Genomic DNA, 21,697 nt, shown 5'->3' with positions numbered 1-21,697 from the left:
AGTGAATGATATTTTTTCTATAGCGGGATGTTCAGTAAGCCAATGGCCAACCTCATGACCATAACCGGTTAACACGTTAAACACGCCGTCAGGTAAACCCGCTTCTGTATATATTTCTGCTAATTTAAAAACACTCAGTGGGGTGACTTCACTTGGTTTGAAGATCATGGCATTACCAGCCGCTAAAGCGGGGGCTGATTTCCACAAAGCAATTTGGATGGGATAATTCCATGCGCCGATACCCGCTACGATGCCTAATGGCTCTCTACGGGTATAGACAAAACTGCTGTTGCGTAATGGGATTTGCTCACCTTCGATGGCAGGAATCAAGCCTGCATAATATTCCAAGACATCGGCACCAGTGACGATATCAACGGTAAGAGTTTCAGACAGTGGTTTGCCCGTATCCAGTGTTTCTAGGTTTGCCAGTGGCTCATTTCTTTCACGAAGTAGGTCAACAGCTCGACGTAAAATACGAGAGCGTTCCATTGGGCTCATTGCGGCCCAAATTTTCTGGCCTTGCGCTGCACTTTGTACTGCTCGCTCAACGTCCTCCTGAGAGGCTTGTTGTACCTTAGCTAAGACCTCGCCATTGGCTGGATTGACGGTGTCGAACAGGTTTGTGTTGCTTGCCTGTACATAACGACCACCAATATAAAGTGGTTGTTCAGGAAATAAAGCCATGGTGTAAATCCTTTTTTACTAGTGGTGATTTAATGGGCTAATCGTTGGATTAGCGAATTGTTGTTGTAAATAGTTGTTAGCGATTAATAGTGCTTGTTTGGTATCGAATTGAGTTCCACTGAGGGCACCGCGAAGCCATAAACCATCAATCAGAGCAGCAAGACCACGGGCTGAGGTTTTTGCACTAGCAGCAGGTAAAACTCTGCGAAATTGGTAACACAAGTTCGAATAGAGGCGGCGATCATTAATGATTTGTAGTCGCCGTAACGCGGGGTGATGCATGCTGCATGCCCAGAAAGCCAACCATGTCTTCATTGCGGCCTCGTTAACCTGTGTAGTATCGAAGTTTCCTTCAATAATGGCTTTTATGTGTTCATGGGCCGAATCATTATTTAATGCTTGCTGTCGCTGCTTAACTGCCGATCTGAGTGCTGACATTAAGTGGCGCATAGTGGCTTCTAATAGACCATTTTTATCTTGGAAATAATGGCTGATGATGCCAGTAGAAACCCCAGCTAAGCGGGCGATAAGTGCGATGCTTGCTTCATTTATACCCACCTGATCAATGGCTATTAACGTGGCGTGAATCAATTGCGCTCGACGAACGGGTTGCATTCCGACTTTTGGCATTTTCCCTCCGATAACAAGCTCATTCTTCGAACGAGCACCGAATACAGTATATGAAATCAATACTCTTTTTTAATTGAACGTTCAATTAACATAAGTGTAATATGCTATAACAAAAAATAAACAAAGTTAACATTTGAGGTGGATTAGGGGTGGAAAATATGCATTGCTGAAATTGGTAAAATTAGTCTGAGCCAAGCGAAGGGGCTACTTGGCCCCACTGTAAAGCGCATTCACGATGCCGTTATAGAGTGGTGTGCGGGATGAATAAGAATTTATTGCATAGGGACAACATGTGCATGACAACAGCACCGTTGAAAATAGCTAAACCCGTTGGATCGAGGGTAAATCCGATCGTCTTTTATGGTTCCACATCTCTTATTTTATTGTTAACGGCTATATTGGTTAGCTTCCCGGATGAGGCAGGCAAATGGCTCGGTCAAGTCCAAACCTGGCTATCTCATACTTTTGGTTGGTACTACATGCTGGCCATCGGCGCTTATCTTTTCTTTGTTTGCTGGATTGCCTTTTCTCGATTTGGCCAATTAAAACTGGGTGCAGATCATGAACAGCCAGATTTTAGTTACGCGGCATGGGCTGGCATGCTGTTTTCATCAGGAATTGGCATTTCATTACTGTATTTTGCAGCGTCTGAACCGATAAATCATCTTTATCATCCGCCTGAAGGCGTCGCAGGTTCTGCGCAGGCTGCCCGGCAAGCCATACAATTAATCTTCCTCCATTGGGGGATTCATGGCTGGGCGATTTATGCTTTAGTTGGTTTGGCCGTGGGGTATTTTGCTTATCGTCATCAGCAGCCTTTGGCTCTTCGTTCGGCATTACTACCGCTTTTGGGGAAAAGGCGTATACAAGGAATGGCTGGTCATGCCGTCGATTGTTTTGGGATTTTTGTTACCTTGGTCGGTCTAGTAACCAATCTAGGAATCGGGGCGTTACAAGTCACCTCTGGATTAGAGTATCTTCTGGATATTCCTCACTCACGAAGTACATTGCTGATTGTCTTATTGGTGATGAGTTTAGTGGCCACGCTGGCCGCTATTTCAGGAGTCGATAAGGGGATCCGACGTCTTTCAAACCTTAATATCTTGCTATTCAGTGCACTACTTTTATTCGTTTTATTTTGTGGGCCGACCCTCGAACTCCTCAATCGTTTTGTGCAAAATCTTGGAGATTATGCGAATGGCTTAATTTTGAAGACATTTGATCTCTACGTCTATACAGATTCAGCTTCAGGCAACAATGCAGAATGGCTTGGCTTATGGACGCTTTTTTATTGGGGATGGTGGATATCGTGGGCACCATTTGTTGGTATGTTTATTGCGCGAATCTCTCGGGGTCGAACGATACGTGAGCTAGTGTTTGGTGTCTTGTTCATACCACTTGCCTTTACTCTGATGTGGCTCTCTGTATTTGGTAATAGCGCAATGGATTTGGTGCTCAATCACAATGCAACAGCGCTTGCTCAAGCAGCCATCGAGCAACCCTCTATGTCGATTTATCTACTGTTAGAATTTTATCCATGGGCGAAAATCGTTATTGGGATGTCGGTTTTTGTCGGATTCGTACTTTTCTTGACACCTGCAGATTCAGGTACAGTGATGCTTGCGAATCTTTCTCGTCGTGGGGGAGATTTAGATCAAGATGCTCCACATTGGCTGCGTATCTTTTGGTCGTCCGCGATCACCGTTGTAACTATCGGTTTACTCTTTGCCGGCAATTTTGCTGCAATGCAGACGGTGGTAGTACTTGCAGGGCTCCCATTCTCTGTGATTCTTATCCTATATATGATTGGTCTTTATAAAACCATGAAGGCAGAAGAGCGTGAACCAACGCGCTCTCCGCCCTGGATTGAGAGTCATCTGAGTTATGACGAGGCTCAAGTTAATCCACAGCAAAATGCTATTTGATCGCATGTGAATCAAAATCCGAAACCGTGGTCTCGGTTTCGGATTCTTGAATGTGAGATGGCTCTTTACCCCATGACTAGGGCTTCAAGTAGCAAGGCTATAATCAGTCTGAATCTCCAACATCCAAGGTGTCCCATTGGGGCCTAAAATCGCTTTTTTATCTATTTTTCCGACGGCGGTTTTGGGCAGATGGCTGACTATATGTAGTTCATCAGGAAGCTTAAATGAGGCGAGATTGCGCTCTTTTAAGAACTGACGAAGTGCTTGTAATGTCAATGTTGAGTCTTTGGAGATGAGTGCGACACCGATCCGCTCGCCTAAATAAGAGTCGGGTACTGCAACCACTGCGACCTGGGCTATCTGAGGGTGAGCTAATAAATGCTCTTCAATTTCATCCGTAGCAATGCATTCCCCAGCTCGATTGACCACATCTTTGATCCGTCCGGTCACGGTGAGATATAGGTCACTATCCATGCGCACTTTATCACCACTACAGTAAAAACCGTCCAGAGTGAAAGCTCTCTGATTGTGTTCATCCGCTCGGTAGTAACCACGTAAAGTGTAGGGACCTCGCGTCAGCAATTCGCCTTCTTCTCCCTCACCAACGGGATAACCTTGAGGGTCGACCACTCGAATTTCATCGAGTGCACAGACTGGACGACCTTGTCGAGACGCAATAATTTCAGGATGATCACCCAAGCGAGTGCAACAGATAAGGCCTTCTGCCATACCAAACACTTGTTGTAGGGTATTGGGGAAGGCTTTTTGAATGGCTAAAGCATCAGTGTAGGCCAGCTTCGAGCCTCCAACTTGTATCAAGCGTAGGCTTGAAAGATCGCTTTCTTCCCATTGTGTGGCTTCTGTCCATAATTGAGCTAAGGATGGCACCAAAGCGGTGGCGCTGATTTGGTGCTGTTCAATTAACTCAAAACAGTGGTCTGGCCCCGCGTGTTGGGTAAACACGACCTTTCCACCTTTGGCGAGCACCCCTAAAAAGCCCGGGCAGCCGAGTGTGAAATTGTGTGCAGCTGGCAGCACGGCAAGATAAACATCCCGCTCATTTATCTCACTTGCCTGACAGCAACAACGAATATTGAACAGGTAATCGTTGTGGGTGCGAGGGATAAGCTTGGGTAGTCCTGTCGTGCCACCAGATACCAGAAATAGGGCAGGGTGGTCTGGATTTATGGTAGGAGCTATCAGTGGTGAGTGAAGCTGAATATTATTAAGAGAATGGTGGTTACCGTGCTCACCAAACAGATAAACCTGCTGTAAGCCTTGGCAGTTGGCTATTAAGTTATTTGCTAACGTCGCACCTTGAATTTCTTCACTAATATACGCTTTGGCATCGCCGAGCTGAGCCAAATGTTTGATTTCAGAAAGCCCATGAGCAGGCAGCGCCAAAATAGGTACTAAACCAGCTCGTAGAGTGGCAAAAAGAGCGATTGGCAAACGGCAAGTATTTGAGAGTTGGATTACCACGCGCTCACCCACTTGCATTCCATCGGTTATCAAACGATGCGCGATACCATCCGCAGCGTTTAACAGTGCTTGATAAGTTAGCTGATGATGCTCATCTAACACGGCAATCTGCTCACCGTATTGTTCAACACCTTGAGTTAATAGGCACCAAAGCGGTGCGTCTTCCCAAAGTCCTGCTTGCTGATAACGCATCGCTTGTGTGGTTTGGTAGCCGATAAAGCCTCGGAGTAAATCTGCTGTCATTGGCTGGTTTTTCATGCGACTGCCTCACTGATTAAGGAAGATGGGTTCTGTGCATCGCTGGTTTCAAGGACTAAATGATTGAGTACACAGGCCATTTTTTCACAAGTTTCTTCCCATTCTCGCTGAGGATTAGACAAACTGATAATGCCAGCTCCGGCTTGAAGCCGAGAAACAGAACCCGTTTTGTATCCCGCCCTTAACACCAAAGCCGCATCGAAAAATCCATTGCGGTCTGTAATGAATACGCTACCGCTGTACAGTTTTCTGGGTTGTTTCTCAAAACGAGCAATCGCGGCAATCGCCTCACGTTTAGGAATGCCAGAGGCAGTGATGGAAGGAAAGAGGACTCGGAATGCATCCCATGCGGATTTGTCTGTGGCGAGCTGACCTTTTACTCGTGATGCTAAATGTTGCACGCTACCTCTTTCTGATACGGTCATAAATTCGGACACATGGACGCTTGAGGGATCACAAACCTGTTCGAGCTCTTCGATAGCTAGCTTGACGGAAGCGGCATGTTCGGCAATTTCTTTAGGATCGTTAAGCAGTTCGTTCTTTAGCCTTGCTGCATCGGTTTTATCTTGTGGCAATAAGCGTGTTCCGGCCAACGGTTGGGTGCTCAAGGTCCCTCGCTCATCGACTTCTAAGACAGTTTCTGGTGAAAAACCAAATGCTTGCACGTTATTGAGCTTGAGCATGAAAGAGCGAGCAGGTGTGTTGTTCATTCTACCGTTAATAAAGCTTTTGGTTATGTCGATATTGAAGGGCAGTATTGCTGGCCGGGACAAAATCACTTTCTTGTATTGGTTGGTCTTGATTTCATTGACCGCTAAATCGACCGCCTGCTGATAGTGATGTTTCACTTCAAGGCCACCAACAATATCCTGTTGAGAGCAGGATTTACTTTGCAGAGGCAATGGCGACGGTAAGTGTGATACTCGAGTAATGATGGCTTGAATTTGCGCAAGTAGTGAGCTTTCAAAGGTACGAACGATAACGTGAGTGGTCGTAACGCGTAATTCGGTTTCGGCTACAAACAATTCCAGCAGTGGATGTTCACACTCTTGTTGTGGTAAATCGTGAGCGAAGCGACTGAATTCAAAATCAGCGCGGCCGAAGAGTCGCCAGTCCTCTCCACTCAGAGTTTGGGTTGCACGATGAATATATTGACACAGATGATGAGGGTTTACCTGTGCGACCTTTCCTTCAAAGTCACAAACTTCGCTTCTATGGTTGACGGTTAATTGCAGTCGTTTATTGATGCCGATCGCCCATTCATTCTCATGCTCATAGACCAGATATTCATGACAGAAAGAGGCCGAGGTCAGTTCGGCAACGAGTTGGAGTGGATGACATTGATGTTGCAATACCAAAGAATGTAAATATGCCGTATGAATGTTAGCCATGTTGTTCTCCAGAAACGTGAGAGTAATTTATTAAGGTTGTTGGTCGATGCTCCGACCTTGTTACTGTTGGTTCGCTAATCTTGCTGAGAAAGTGTTCAGGGGTTGCTGTGATGTAAAAGTGGTCGCCTGATATGGCTATCAGTGTTGGTTTGTCATCGATTGGCATCAACCATGGTTGCCATGCAGCGACTTCGGACTCCCAAGCTTCAGGGTCATGTTCGCCAAACACGAGTGTGCATGGGGTGTACTGTAGACATTTCGATGCTGTAACTTTTTGGTGGTAGTTAACTTGTTGGTGGTAGCACTCTGTGGCTAAAAAATCCGCTCTCAACATGGGTAGAAACAGCGGGAGTAGTTCAGGGTGCTGCTTGAGTATCGGACTGCCGCTGCCAATCGCGATCAGTTGGTCAATAAAGTCATCATCATTGAGTTGGCTCAATCGTCTTCGACTGCTTAAATGCGGGGCATGGCAGGCAGAAAGGATCAGATTTTTGATCGGTGATAGGGCTCCAAAACTGCTCTCAAATCGATGACATACTTCATAGGCCACTTGTGCCCCCATGCTATGTCCACAGAGTATTATTCGAGTCTCTTTAGTGAAGGTTTGATCCGCTATCCAAGTCCTCAATCCCTCAGCAACATCCTCTGCTATTGCTTCGATACTCGTAAGGGGGTGCTCTCGCATTCGATGATCTCTGCCGGGGTAAGTGGCCAGCAGTACCAGCGTTTCTTTTGCTAGTGCATTGCAGTCAAGTGACATCCATGTTTTAAATGCACTTAAACTGCCTCCAGCAAAAGGACAAATAATCCATATTTCACGAGGTTGGGCACCACTCTGATAAAGTGTTTTGAACACCTGATTCATATCTCCACCTCTTTGGTCACTGCGCGATTGAATCGAAATGAAATTCGTGGTGGTGGAGTCATGGTCCTTTCTTGGGGGTGTCCACATAATGTGAGAATGTCTTCCCACAGTTGAGCAACCTTGAGTTGGTGACAGATCAGCAATAATGGCGCGGTGTCTTGCCCATCAATTAAACGGCAAAACTGCTCTAAAGTGTTGCATACCCCTTCAGGTCCGAATTCTTCAAACAGGTCTTTAACGAGACAAGGTTGGTCGTAAAGTGTCTGCGTAGTCGGTTGATTGAGATAGTCTCCTTCAGCGAGGCTGACGACCTGATACAGGCTTTGCTGGTTATTCTGGTGCTTTTCGGCATGAAGCGCTGGTGTCCAATGTATCGGGCCATAGCTATCAACCATCGAAAGATAGCCAGATTCCCACCCTAACATAAGACGATGCATGGCGAGGCTGTGCATATCTGGATCTTGTGGGTCCAGATAGTTTTGTAACTGCAACAGATAATCACCGTGAGGAGATTGAAGACTAATCAGATCAAAACGGTGTTGTTTGCCTAATTTTATAGGTTGAATTTTGCCATCGCGGCCTAATGCCAACAGCAGTAAATCCAATGTTGAGTAAAGCAACTGCCGACTTGTCGTAATATTGCCGTAGCTGGCGGGCTGGCGCATCTGCAATGCGACTTGCTGTGCGCTTGAAATCATGGTTTGCCCTGCTTGAGACGAACTATAGAAACTATTGACTCGGTATTGGACGCCACATTGCTCTGCAAGCGCATGATGCCGTTGTAATTCTTTCGCCGACACGGGATGCTCTTGCAAAACATGAATATGACGTTTGAGCAGCTCTTCGACCAATACGTTACCGCCCCCACCGATAACGGAGGCGCGAACAACCACGCAGGCAATAGCAATATCCTGAGGCAACTGTGACACCTTTTCATACAGTGGTATACCAAAGGCAGTGGCCAGATTCTTTGAACGCAGGCTACCTTGGGACAGAATCCCTGCCAGTTCGAGATCTGGATGAGATTCGATAAAGGCATTTAGGTACAGTTCGCCAAATTTAGCCCCAACGATAATGACTTTCTTACGACTCTTCATTTTCTAGCTCTTTTACGTTTTGTTGGTGGAACGAATTTATTGAATGTGAAGGGTGGCCGAGCAGAGTAGAGATCTCGTGCGCCAGTGTTTTTACATGAGGTTGTTGTAGTAGGGTGTAGTGATCTCCCTGCATGCGATGAATGATGGGATGACAGCAATCACTCCAACCATGGCAGCGGCGTTTTGCCATCTCAGGATGTTGGTAGCGCATAAAATCAAGCTGTGAATGGTTTTGTGCGCTATAAAGTGTGACGGGGAGCGTCTCCAAATAAGGTGGCTGATAGTCGAGCATGGCACGCAAGTTTTGCTGATAGATTGCTAGCAAATCAGCAAAACTTGCACTGTCTAATAAGCCTGATCCTGTCTCTAAAAATGCCTTGGCAAGCTCTGCGCAAAATTGCGTCTCTGATTCGAAGTTCGAAATCACATGCTCTTTCAGCGCCGGGAATCGGCCAATACAATCCGCGTAGAAGTATTGGCGGATCGACGCCTCGGTTAATCGCTGATTTGGGTTTTGGCTTGGTTTATAACTATCAATCAAGATGCAGTGGTTGACCTCTTCGCCCTGTTCCATGAGTTGTCGAGCCATTTCAAAAGCCACTACTCCCCCAAATGACCAACCTGCCAGATGGTAAGGGCCAGTTGGCTGTACGTGGCGAATCATAGATAGATAGTGTGCGGCTAAAGCCACAATGTCGGTTTTTGGCGCAGATTTATCGTGCCGATCTGGGTAGGCAAGTCCATACAAAGTGATCTGGTTGAGCTCTTTAGCTAATGCCTGATAGCTCAATAAGTGTCCGCCAATCGGATGCACAATAAAGAGTGTACGGTTTCGGTTACTGCCATTTGATGAGAGTTTTACTGGTGCATGATGGAGCAGTTGAGTTTGCTCTGTCAGCAAGGTGGCGAGGCTCTCAACCGTATCATGGGTTTGTAACTGCCCTGCGGTGAGAGCAAGGTTTAAACGGTGATTGATTTGGTTAAGTAAGCGCACGGCGATCAATGAATTTCCGCCTAGGTCGAAAAAGCTCTGATTGGCCGGAATCGGTGCAAAATTAAGGCATTCAGACCAGATCTGAGCCAGAAGTTGTTCCTGCTGTGAGTGCGGCATGCGTAATTGTTCTGCGGCAAGATGGGCATCTGGGCGCGGTAGTGCAGAACGATCCACCTTACCGTTAGCCGTCAATGGAAGGTGCTCTAAGGTTATGATCTGGCTTGGACATAAGTACTGGGGCAACAGTCGGCGAGCATGATCCAGTAAAGCCTGATTATCACGTCGACTGTGGGGGGCGTACTGAATATAAGCCACTAAACGTGCACCATTTTGTGCCGTTCTGTCTGGCTGAACGATGGCATCTAGGATGTCTATTCCGCTCGCGTTGAGTGCACACTGACGTAGAGCATTTTCCACTTCACCAAGCTCAATACGATAACCGTTAATTTTGACTTGGTGATCGTTTCTGCCCAGAAACTCAATGTTACCATCCGGTAAATAGCGGCCTAAATCCCCCGTTTTATACAAGCGTTGGCCAAGAGTTGGATGCTCGATAAAAGCGAAGTCGGTCTTTTCTTGATCATGCCAATAGCCGCGAGCGAGACCACGTCCACCAATGTAAAGCTCTCCCGTAACCCAATCTGCACAAGGATTGAGTTGTTCATCGAGCACATAAAATTGTTGATGAGTGAGCGGTTTTCCATAGGGAATACTGGTGTGTGTGGCATAGCTTTTCTCAATCGGATAGCAGATAGACCAAATGGCGGCCTCGGTAGCACCACCTAAGCTGAGCAATTTAGCCTGAGGCATAAGGGTATTCAGTCGGTCTGGCAAGTTGACGGGTATCCAGTCGCCACTCATCATGATTTGACGTAAATGGGGCAGCGGATTTGATCGATTTTCTAGTAAATCTACCAATAACTGTGCGAAGGCTGGCACACTATTCCACACCGTAATCGCTGACTGCTGAGCTAAATGCAGCAGTGCTTCAGGATCTTGACTTGGCGATGTCTGTGGTATTACCAATCTTGCCCCACTGCTTAGGGTGGAGAAAATATCAAACACAGAGAGATCAAAATTGAGAGAGGAAATCGCCAATACTCGGTCACGATGATCGAGTGCAATACGTTGGTTTATATCGAGCAGGGTATTGACTACGGCACCATGCTCCATCATTACCCCTTTAGGTTGGCCAGTGGATCCAGAGGTGAAAATGACGTAAGCCAGATCGGTCGGTTGGTTTGCCACAGGGATAAAATGCGCTTGGGCTTCTGTCATTAACGCAGGGATTAGAACTCGATAGTCATCGGTGCGGCAAGGCTCAGAGCTATCGCTGATAATGGTTGAGACTGCTCCTTGTTTAAGCAGAGCTTGGATACGAGGTTCAGGATAAGCGCCATCAATAGGCATATAAGCTTTCCCTGCCAACAGAATGGCGAGAACAGCGACTACCTGTTGCCATCCTTTGTTCATCACAACCGCCACTAATGGTGCATCATCTTGTTGTTCGATAAGCTGCGCAGCTAAGTGCTGAGCGGAAAACCAAAGTGTTTGATAAGTCAGTTCTAGTTCGCCTTGCTCAATCGCAATTCGCTGTGGGTGCTGTTCCACACCGAACCTTACTAAATCGCACAATGTCGCCACGCAAGCCGTAGTTTGGTTGTCTAAAACCAATTTGAGTTCACCTTGTGTCGCATTGACTTGATCACGCTTCTGCTGCTGTGCAGAGGGGAGTTCTAGGGCGAGAGGCAGTTGCCAGTCTCGGTTTGTAAGCGTTTCTAACGTGTGGGTATAAGCGGCAAACATGGCTTCAAAGACACCGCTTTTTAAGTAGTTTTCTTGAATCGTCCATTTGATGATAACGCCGCCGCATGGTGACGGAATCAACATACTGTCAAGGTAAACATGGGGGGTTTGTGCACCAAAGGCATTGAGCTTGCAATAAGGTAATGGTCTATGTTGCCCAACCGATAAGGTGTCGTTAAACACCACTGGCATGCCCGCATTGAGATTATGATTATGGCGGTTTTTTTCAGTTAACACCGATTGGCCATCAAATAAGGAATGTGCCATATCATCGGCCATCTGTTGTTGAATTTGCTCAACAAACGCGAGCAATGAACCGGGTTGGGGTCTTACTTCAAGCATGGATGTGGTTGAAAGGTTACCAATGACGTCGACGGATTGAGGCAGCATAGCCGGACGGTTACTGTGCAGTATATTGATCGCAAAATGCTTCTGGGCACTCCAATGACTGATCACAAGGCAAAATGTGGACAGCATACTCATTGACGGCAATAAATTATGGGCAAATGAGACGGCTTGGATCTGACTCCACTGTTCGGCACTGAGGTGGTAAGTAAGTACACTTTGTGCTAAATGCTCTGAGCGTTTATCCGCTAACGGCAGTGCTGGAGCTTCTGGTAGCGTCGGTATTCGGTTAAGCCAGTAAGCTTGAGCTTGTTGGTAAGGCTCAGAGTGTTTGAGCTGTTCAAGCTCAAGGAGATAGTTGTCGATACTCATCGTTGGCACTGCCAATTCGATACTCAGATCGTCATACAGTGCAAACCATTGTTGAAAAAGGGTATTGAGGCTTTTGCCATCAGCTACGACCAAATCGAGTATCAAATGTACCAAAGAGGTCTCGGCGTCTACTTGCAGGATGCTGATATCAAACAGAGGCCATTGATCTGTTGCTACACCGTGGGCGGCGATCTGTGTCCTTGCCTCATCAATCCAGTGCGTTTTTTGTGGTTCATCCCATGAGCTTAAGTCGAGAAACTGTGGTTGATACTCTGGCACTTGGCGATGAATATGATATTGACCAGCATTGATTTCACCGCGTAACTGGTCGTGTAATTGCACCAGTCGATTCCATGCTTGGGTAAGTCTCAGACGATCAAGATGCTTAATTTCAAGTTCTGCATAGAAATGGGCAACCCCATTTCCCAAGGAAAACAGGGCATTTTCACCAAGCCAGTAGGCATTTTGTAGCGGCGTGAGTGGGTAATGTCGAACGCAAACGCCATTTTTCTGTTGTGGTGTATTATCTTGGGATCCAAGGGGGGTGTTTGGCTCAATACTGTCCGTTTCAACGGTTGTCGTTGCAGTCGACGGAGCACTCTCAAATTGGCAACAGAAGTCTTGGAATTTCGGATGCTCAAACAAGGACTGTAAGCTCGCTTGTTTGATTCCCGCATGTTGTAGTGCCACGATCATCTTTGTTGCCATTAAACTGTCACCACCGGCAAGGAAAAAATCGGTGTCGTGGTTAATCTCACCATGTAAAAACGTTTGCCATATACTTTTTATCTGTTCTATTTGTTGCTGATAGGACTCAGACTGACCTAAGGTCTGCGGACGATGTTGTGGACGTTTTTGGGTTACTATCAGATGCTGACGTAATGCCGATACCTCACTGTTGGGATAGCTCAACTGTGGCTCTAAACCTTGTTCCGCCAGCAGGGCAAGCCAAGCAGGTTGTGTGAGCATGCCACTTCCACTGGATTGACGAAAATCATTGAATGCGTTGATTCCTTCAATAAATCCAACCGTCGCCAACTGCATTGGGCTGTGTTGATCGGTCGCCTCAATCAAAATCAAATAGCCATCATCGGCCAGAAGAGCGCGGAGACCTTGTAAACATTTTGCGAGATCGATGGCATCGTGCAGAACATTGACGGCCAAAATAACCTGATATCCACCATCCATTTTTAGTGCTTCATCAATGGGCTGATTAATATCAAATAGCCCATAGCTTACCTGTGGGTACTCAGACAATAGTTCGCGTGCTTCATGAAGGAACAGACGAGACACATCGGTAAACTGATAGTGGCGAATCGTTGAAGAGGCGAGGCTTAATACCTCTTGAGTGGTCGCTGCAGTGCCAGCACCGACTTCAAGTATATTCAAACCTTGCGCCTGCTGTTGGCCAAGGGCATAAATGGCACGCGCGGCACTTAAATTCAATATTTGCAGTGATGGATTGCAACGGTAGAGGCTATCGGTGATCGCCGGGTCAGAAAATAGTAACTCGAGTGCAGAGTGGCGACCATTCAACAAAGCCGGGTGTTGCTTGAGGCAATCCTCAAGATAAGCATCCAAACGCTGACACCAAGCTTGTTGAGGCAAAGGTAACCCCGGTGCTTTGGGGAAATCGTCTTGGAAGCGATACTCTCCATCCTTCTCCGTCAGCACGCCCTCTCGGCATAACTGATCTAACCAAAGTTGGATAAGCTTATGATGTTTATCGGTTACTTTAAGTTGTTGAATAATTTGTGGTGCGCGATGGGTTTGCTCTGGCGAGGTAAATAATTGGTGATTGCGTAAGGTTGCCCAGATCCCACACAGTGCCCGATGCTCGAGCTGCGCCCACGCTTGTGTCACCTCTTGTACAATCTGCGGTGAAATTTCGGGGAGAGATATGTTGTGCCAATCAAGGGTGGATTCGGCGATGACGTGATCAGGCGGCAGAAGGGGGGGCAGAGGCTCTGGTTGAGTCAATGATCGCTCGAAAAACTGTGGGTCTGCCGCACACTGCTGCAGCAAGCTTAGATATTGGTTGAATAAGTTTTCCAACAGATCTGGCGCCAATACGCCGGCCATGCAATACCAGTTGAACGCCAAATCACCTTCAATTTCCATGATTTGATGATCAAGCCAGACTTGTGGGGTTTGACTCAGAACATAAACCGGATCCCCCAGTAAATGGGTCATGGCTTGTTCGATATCCATGCCATCCATCGACATTCCCAGCATGCTAGTAAATACCACCGGAGTTAACGGCAGTGCCGCTTCTTGCTCACTGAGCTGACCGGAGGATTTCCAGTGTTTGGCTAGTTCGCGGATCACCTCAACCCCATTGACTTGACTATGGCCTAAGCGTTGCCAAAGTTTGCTTTGGGTTTGCAAGATACGCTGTTTCAAATCGGTACTTGAGTCGTGTTGGAAATCCATTAGAAGGACAGAGGTGAAGTCACCAATCAGATCTTGGACGGCCTCATGAAAAGGTTGACGATTAAAGAACGTCATGTTCAACGTAAAATCAGGGCTTGCAGTCCAATTGGCCAAGGTATGCGCAAATAGGGTCAGCAGGCCAGCTGAAGGGGTTACCCCCCATTGTTGCCAAACCGATTTTAGCGTTTGCCATTCAAAGTCGCTAAGGCGGCCTTCTAAGGTAATAAATTCCGGAGCATGGTGTTGATAATCCGGGTTCAGTGGCAACTGAGGCGCTTTAGGCAGAGTTGGGATCGTTTGTTGCCAGTAGTGCCATGAGTTTTGCCACTCGGCGGAATGGCGTAACGTTTGCTCATGCATCACGTAGTCACGGAAAGTGATCGGCAGAGGCTCCAAGTCTTTGCCTTGATAGGCGGTGGCTAAATCATCCATCATGATTTTGAAGCTTTGTACATCAAACTGCAGTAAGTCGAGGTTTAGGTGCAAACGCACTTTGTGCTCAGATAAACGGCTGAGTTTGACATCAAAGAGTGGCCAGACATCTGCAGCCCGTACCTGATGACGCATTTGTTGGCGTATTTGCTCAAGCTCAACGTGTTGTGCTTCTTCTGAGAGTGAACGTAAGTCTCTCTCTACAATCGGAAAATAATCAACCTCAGCGTGAACAACTTGTTCTCCTGCATGATTGACTGTCATGCGCAGCATGTCGTGACGCTTGATTAAGGCATTCCAAGCGGCTGCAAATTGTTGTGGGTTAAACTCGGTAAGATCCTTATCCCACTCAAAGACGACGTGACAGGCAATACCGCCATATTGAACCCAGGGTTCACGACCAATCCAATACGCGTGTTGAATAGGCGTCAGTGGGAAGGGGGTATAGCGGTTGTGAGGATCGCTCACAAAGTGTGTGAGCATTGAATCTGATTCTGGTGCAGCAGGGACACGGGCGATCGCTTCCACCAAACCTGAAATGGTTAAGTTTTGGTAGGCTTGTTCGGCATCGATCTTGACTGCGAACTGTTTTTGAATAACCGCACTAAGCTCAAGAAATTGCAGAGAGTCTAAACCTAATTGCAGTAAATCTTGATCGACTCGGATTGGTGTATCGTCACTCATACCCAATTGGTAACGAAGTCGTTCCGTCAGCCATTGACCTACATCGCTCACTGTGGGATGCGTTAGCGGCTTGGGTGATACCAAGCAATCTATGGTATCTACTGTATCTATTGCCGTGTTCAATGGGTCAAGATAAGGCTGGAAATTAGCATGCTGAGGTTCGATATTCATTGCCAGTACGAAAGGAGCGCCACTGAGCAGACTTTGACTGATCTGCCACAAACCTTCTTGTACGGTTAAAGTATGCATACCTTCTTTGGCCAGCGTATCGAGAAGCGCTGAATCGGCGGTCATTCCTATGCTATCCCAAGCTCCCCATCCAATACTCATCACGCGGCAACGGCTGCTGCCCTGTTGGGCGAGAGCATAGCCATCTAAGAAGGCATTGGCTAACGCATAAGCACCTTGTCCAACCGCACCTAGTGAAGCTGCGGAGGATAAACCCAGTAAATATTGGGCTTCTTGTGCTTCAAGCCACTGGTGTAGTGCGACAAAAGCGTGGCATTTGGTTTGAATAAGTAGGGCAGATTGCTGAGGATCCCATTGATTGATAAGGCCTGTTAGCGATGTCCCCGCAGCATGAAACGCACCTATGATAGGTAAAGTACGCGGCCAATCATTAAGCATTCGTTGCAGCTCCCCTTCTTGGCTCACATCGCAAAGCAAGGTCATCACCTGACAGCCGAATCTGGCTATGGTTTGGCAAAACTCAGGCCAATCGCTGGGTTCTCGTCGCCCAATCACCGCAATATGGCGGGCACCGGATTGTGCTAGCCATTTAATGATGTGTCGGCCTATGCCCCCCATACCTCCAGTGACAAGATGCCAACCTGAAGTCGTAAACCAAGAGGAAGGAATGAGGTCAGGCACGGTTTTGGCGTGCACCAATTGAGGTATCCAGTAGCTGTGGTTGCGATAAGCTATCTCAGTCGCTAGATGGAAAGGAGCAGAGTTTAAAGCCTGACTCAGAATCAGGGCTTGATGGTGATGATTCTCAAAAGACGGCTCAATATCAAGTAGATAGATACCTTGCTGTTTGTGTTCCGCGCGAGCAACTCGCAGCAGAGACATCAGTGCCACTTTCTCGGCAGCAACACTTTGCGTTGCATCTGTCGCCATGGCTTGTGAGGTCAAAACATACAGCGTTGTAAAATCAGCGCTTAGTGATTGGATGACTTTTTCAGCGCACTCGACAAGCTCACCATCAGGCAATACGAACAGGCTGACCGTCTCATTGACACGGTAAATCTCCCCTTGACGCTGTAGGGCTTGTTGGAGATCAGACTCACTAACGTTGAGCCTAGCTTGGCTCGCGGCGACTGGCAGCCACTGCCACTCATAGCGCTGATGGGGGCTTGGTAACAGCGCGTGTGGTTGAGAATCATCAAAGTTTGGGGTTTGAATCTGACCTATCCAAGCCCATTCTCCTGAAGTTAAGCATCCTCTTAATTGGTATTGGACTTGTCCCCAGAGTTGAGTCGTTCTGTGTACAACCAGTTGCGTTATTGTTTTAGGGTCAAGAGATGGCGCTGCAACAATCAACCAGTCGCTACGCTCTTCTTGTACGAAACTCGGCATATGCAGGGTGATGAGTTGATGCCAGTCTGTTTCTGTTGGTGTCATTACCCAATCTACATAGAGCAACTGCGTTTGATTGCTGAATGGTAATGGTATTGCTAGGTTTGGCTGAATCGAAGGAGTCAGTGGACTGAGCAAACGCTGTTTTATTTCTGCCACTTGTTTTTTTAGTTGCAGTGGCGAAGTGTGATAACAACGTAATACTTGCATAAGGCGCGCCGGAGTCACGCACAAGGCTCGGATATCGCTCAATGGCACTGTCGCTGGCTCTTGATTGGTGGCCAAAGCATCACGCAGCCATTGTGCAACCACGTCTGTGGTTGGCAAAGACACGGCGGTGAATTGATAACACTGATGCCCTTGTTGCAAGTAGCCGTGTTCAAGTAAAGAGTTTAAAAGTGTTGTGATCAGATCGCGATGTTTTGGTAGCAAACGTCCCCCTCGGATCAGATCGCGCAGGGTAAAACGAGGCTGAGCCGTACAAGAGTGAATCAAATCGCGGATCACACAACAGCGCAGCATCGGATAGAGAGCCGCGATTGTGGTGGGTGGCGGTACACTCAAGGTTTGCTTAGGCAGTGCAGTTTCGATTGTTTTGACATCGGAGGTTGGATACCAATATCTCTGTTCATCGAACACATACAGAGGCAATCGACAAGGTCGACCCTGCAGCGCGAATAGCACGGACCACTTATTATTGCAGCCCGCGACAAAAAGAGCGGCTAAGAGTTCAGTTTCTAAACGCTGTGTAGGGATGCTAGGGTGAGAGGTACCTAGCCATACACAATCTGTTGACCATGTTTCACGTTGCCCCATGGCTGTGAGGTGTGTACTTGGCCCCATTTCGACCAAAAGCTTAGCCTGCTTGGCTAAGGCCGACTCTATTGCACGCTGGAATTGTACAGTATCACGGACATGACGGGTCCAATACTCAGCGTTGAACGATGCCGCATTATCGGCGACCTGACCTGTGACACTAGAAATCAGAGGTATAGTACCTTGCTTTGCGGTTATGGGAGCCGCAAACTCATGAAACGACGCTAGCATTTCATCCAATAGGCGTGAATGTGCGGCGCAGGATACGTCTAACTTTTTATAACGAATGGCATGCTTATCAAGTTCCAGTATCGCGTTGTCGACATCCCGTTGATGGCCAGAATATACCCAATGCTGCGCGCCATTATGCGCGGCCAGATCGAGTTCGCGCAAAGCCGGTATCGTCTCTAATGTGTTTGGCTTAGCGAAAATCGCTAACATAGAGCCCGCTTGGCGTTGCGCACATAAGTGCATCAGCCGTCCTCGTTCGCTGACAAGCGCAATCGCTTGTTGGTGAGTGAGGTATCCTGACACCACACAAGCAGCAAATTCACCTACCGAATGGCCCATCACCATATCTGGCCTAAACCCTTTACTTTGCCAGTGAGCGGCCATCGCGATTTCAAAAGCGACAATCGCTAATTGTGCGTAGTCGGTACGTTGGAGTAATTCTGTGCGGTGACCGAATAACGCATCAGTAAGCCGTATTTCTAAGCTGCCGAGCGCATATTGTTGACTAAGTTCGATGCTGTCACGAAATGCGGCGCTGCGGTGATATAACTCTTGTCCCATATTGGCCCATTGGCTGCCTTGGCCAGTAAAGCACCACACCACCTTGCCTGTTGCTGAAGGCTGGCCAACATGTAAATCACGGCCAGCTTGCCCTGTTAGCGCGAAATCACGTAGGGCCTGAATTGCCGCAGAATTGCAATCAATTGCCAGTCGATAGGGGAGATCTAATGCTCGCTTTAACATGGCGGAGTATGCAATATCACTGTGGTGTGTTGGCTGTTCTAAGCGTGTGGCATATTCACCGGCCAGTTTACGTAGCGAGGTTTCACTATTGGCGGAGATCAGTAGTTTTGCATTTTCGGATCGAGGATTGAGGGGCGTAGGATCCGCCAGCTCAGGGGCCGATTGCACAATCATATGGCAGTTAGTACCACCGATACCAAAGGAAGAGACCGCCGCAGTGCGAGTTTCGCTCAGCCAATCAATGGTCGTGGTCGCAAGCTGGAAACCAGAACCTGTAAGCTCTAGAGCCGGGTTAGCTTGAGAAACGTTGAGTGAGACCGGGATTTTGCGGCGCGATACCGATAACACCGTCTTGATTAAAGAGGCGATACCTGCCGCTGTGTCCAGATGCCCGAATCCGCTTTTTACTGAACCCAAAAAGCAGGGTTTGGCTTCAATGCTGCGTTGATAAGCTTGTTTGATGGCTCGAACTTCGATAGGGTCACCGAGTTTAGTGCCTGTACCATGAGCCTCGATCATCTCCACTTCATCGGGTAATACATCAGCCAAATGCAGGGCATCGGATAGCACTTGTGCTTGGCCTTTTACCGAGGGAGCGGTAAACCCCACTTTATCCTGACCATCGTTGTTGATAGCACTACCACGTAACAACGCCAGAATAGTATCACCATCGCGTCGCGCATCCTCCCAGCGTTTGAGCACCACACAGCCTAGTCCGTGACCACCAAAAGTACCATTAGCATCAATATCAAACGGGCGACACAACCCATCTGGAGAAAAGATCATACCGGGTTGGTACAAGTAGCCTGAGCTTTGAGGAAATGACACAGCGACACCGCCCGCAATCGCCATATCGCATTCCCCCGAACGCAGACTTTCGCAGGCGAGGTGACAGGCGACCAAAGAGCTAGAACAAGCCGTTTGAACAGTAAACGCAGGACCGGTTAAGTTAAATTTATGGGCGACTCGTGTGGCAAGATAATCTTTATCGTTACCCAATAAGGCTTGCAGCCCCTTGACTTGGCCAACTTGAGTGACATCAAAGTCGGCAAAAGAAGGGTAGGTACTGGTACGAATCGAGCCGAAGACACCCGTTTTCGATTGAATGGCGTTTGGTGCATACCCTGCATCTTCAAGCGCATGCCAAACTATCTGTAAAAATAGCCGCTGTTGGGGATCAATAGAGAGGGCTTCAGTGGGCGAATAACCAAACAAGCTTGCATCAAAGTAGTCTGGATTATCAATAATGGCACCGCTTGGCACGAAGTTCTCTTGCGCGGAAAGCGAAGTGGTTATTCCAGCCGCTTGTAGCTCTTGTTCCGAAAAATAGCTTTGCCCAGAAATACCATTCACTAAGTTGTGCCAAAATTGCTCCGCATTCGGTGCTTTCGGAAAGCGGCAAGCCAGTCCGATGACGGCGATGGGATCACTGTTGCCAAAGCAAGGGTCGAGAGTGTTCATGGTTATCCTCGTAATTCAGTTGCAGGGTGGTCAGTTTCGCCACCCTGTTGTGCATTTGATAGATTCTGTTCACGTCAAGCGATATGGGGGGATGACGTGACTCGTTGACGACGGTTGGCTTTTCGATCGCTCACTCTTTGTTGCCTACTTTTCAATGTTTCGTTTGAGCTATCGACCTTTTCCGCCTTCGATAACCAAGCAGCGAGTAAAGCTGGAGAGGGGTAGGCAAAAAGGTCGGTAACCGATAGCGGCATCGCCAGTGAATGTAAGGCGGCGTGTAGTTGAACCAGTTGCAAAGAGTTAGCCCCTGCATCAAAGAAGTTTTCTCTTTCGCTGATCGGTACATTCACAATCTGCTGAAACTGTTCGCGAATGGTCAAAATGGTTACCGGGTCGCCGCCGACTGGGGGCAAGATCGCTTCGTAGTTGTCAAGCTTGCTTGGGCTGGGAATCAATCGACTTACCCCTTGCGGTGCGGGCACCAGCAAGTTTAATGGCCGTGACCAAGACTCTGGTTGAGTCGCCAGCGTTTGCAACAGAGTGAGGTACTGGCTGAACATCTTTTCCAGTAAGGGCTGAGGCAATAATTCCCCGACGGCATCCCAGTTGAGGCAGAGTTGTCCTGAAGACTCATAGACTTGGTGATCCAACCATACCTGAGGGGTTTGTGATAGACCTCCTACCGGTTTAAGCCAACCCGAATCAGAGAGGAAATCGCGCTCAGAAGTGCCCAAGGCGCTGGTAAACACCACAGGCATAGTCGCGCTGGTACGCTGCTGCTGACGAGCCAATTCACGCATCACCCACACCGCAGAAACTTGGCTGTGTTTGAGATCGTTGACCAGCTGGTGTTGTAGACGCTGTAGGCTCGCGAGCCAATGCTGATCAGGATGCCATGCGAGCAGCAGTAGGGTGGTGAAATCGCCCATGATCTGCCCAATATTTGGATGCACATCAGGTCTATCAAATAAAGTGAGGTTGAGGGTGAGTGCTTGCTGGTCGCTCCAAGCGGAGAGGACACTGGCGTACGCATTGATCAAGAGAGCCGATGGTGTGACTTGGTGTCTGGCGGCCAGCTTTTTCAAAGCTTGCCACTCTTGTGGAGACAGTGAGCCTGCGGCACGAATAAACTTAGGCTTGTGAATCTGGTTTGGATCACTTTGAAGAGGCAAAGCCGGGGGCGCAGGCAGATCGGCCAAGCGCTGCAGCCAATATTTTTTCGCCGTTGCACGTGTTTGCTTGGTGACCGCTTGTTGCTGCCATTCAACATAATCTCTAAAGGTGATCGCAAGCTCTGGTAAAGCAAGGTCGGGATTGTGGTAGAGCGCTTGCAGCTCAGAAAAGAAGATCTGCATGCTCAAGCCATCGAGCATCATATTATCGAGATTGACAAAAATCCGCGCCACTTTCGGATCGCTGGCCGCCAGCTTAATCAGCTCGGTATATTCCGGCTGCCACAAGTCACTTTT

The 21,697-nt window shown here is 47.9% G+C and carries 9 protein-coding genes; 1 reads left to right on the top strand and 8 read right to left on the bottom strand.

Translation table 11 applies throughout. From position 1 onward, the window contains the following. Nucleotides 1-684, bottom strand: a 684-nt coding sequence (locus GOU96_RS12255) for an aldehyde dehydrogenase family protein (RefSeq protein ID WP_324701970.1), incomplete at its 3' end; no start/stop codon positions are given. A gap of 18 nt (nt 685-702) precedes the next feature. Continuing rightward, nucleotides 703-1,314, bottom strand: coding sequence for a transcriptional regulator BetI (gene betI, locus GOU96_RS12250; RefSeq protein ID WP_001127140.1), 612 nt, complete (start codon nt 1,312-1,314; stop codon nt 703-705). Nucleotides 1,315-1,610: 296 nt separating this feature from the next. Between betI and GOU96_RS12245 the strand changes: the two genes are divergently transcribed. Further along, nucleotides 1,611-3,239 (top strand): BCCT family transporter, encoded by a 1,629-nt coding sequence (locus GOU96_RS12245; protein WP_326032749.1) that lies wholly within the window; start codon nt 1,611-1,613, stop codon nt 3,237-3,239. Nucleotides 3,240-3,323: 84 nt separating this feature from the next. On the opposite strand, the gene GOU96_RS12240 is transcribed toward GOU96_RS12245, so the two are convergent. The 6 genes from GOU96_RS12240 to GOU96_RS12215 all read right to left on the bottom strand — a co-directional run. Continuing rightward, nucleotides 3,324-4,979, bottom strand: coding sequence for a (2,3-dihydroxybenzoyl)adenylate synthase (locus tag GOU96_RS12240; protein WP_175248524.1), 1,656 nt, complete (start codon nt 4,977-4,979; stop codon nt 3,324-3,326). Further along, on the bottom strand, nt 4,976-6,370 hold the full coding sequence (locus GOU96_RS12235) for a salicylate synthase (RefSeq protein WP_001273874.1): 1,395 nt from the start codon (nt 6,368-6,370) through the stop codon (nt 4,976-4,978). The genes GOU96_RS12240 and GOU96_RS12235 overlap by 4 nt, the downstream gene beginning before the upstream one ends. After that, complete coding sequence (locus GOU96_RS12230) at nt 6,363-7,235, bottom strand: thioesterase II family protein (RefSeq protein WP_042990236.1); 873 nt, start codon at nt 7,233-7,235, stop codon at nt 6,363-6,365. The genes GOU96_RS12235 and GOU96_RS12230 overlap by 8 nt, the downstream gene beginning before the upstream one ends. Then, nucleotides 7,232-8,332 carry a thiazolinyl imide reductase gene (locus GOU96_RS12225; RefSeq protein ID WP_001961496.1) on the bottom strand — a complete coding sequence of 367 codons (1,101 nt, stop codon included), beginning with the start codon at nt 8,330-8,332 and terminating at the stop codon, nt 7,232-7,234. Before GOU96_RS12225 ends, GOU96_RS12230 begins: the two co-directional genes overlap by 4 nt. Next, the gene (locus GOU96_RS12220; protein ID WP_267781736.1) at nt 8,319-20,228 is read right to left on the bottom strand and encodes a non-ribosomal peptide synthetase/type I polyketide synthase; all 11,910 of its coding nucleotides are present in this window, start codon (nt 20,226-20,228) and stop codon (nt 8,319-8,321) included. The genes GOU96_RS12225 and GOU96_RS12220 overlap by 14 nt, the downstream gene beginning before the upstream one ends. A gap of 74 nt (nt 20,229-20,302) precedes the next feature. Further along, the coding region (locus GOU96_RS12215) for a condensation domain-containing protein (RefSeq protein WP_324701969.1) at nt 20,303-21,697 on the bottom strand (1,395 nt) is incomplete at its 5' end.

Source organism: Vibrio sp. R-1 (assembly GCF_035615595.1).
GTDB lineage: Bacteria > Pseudomonadota > Gammaproteobacteria > Enterobacterales > Vibrionaceae > Vibrio > Vibrio cholerae.
The sequence above is the reverse complement of the archived record's forward strand: the minus strand, read 5'-3'. Positions and strand labels throughout refer to the sequence as shown.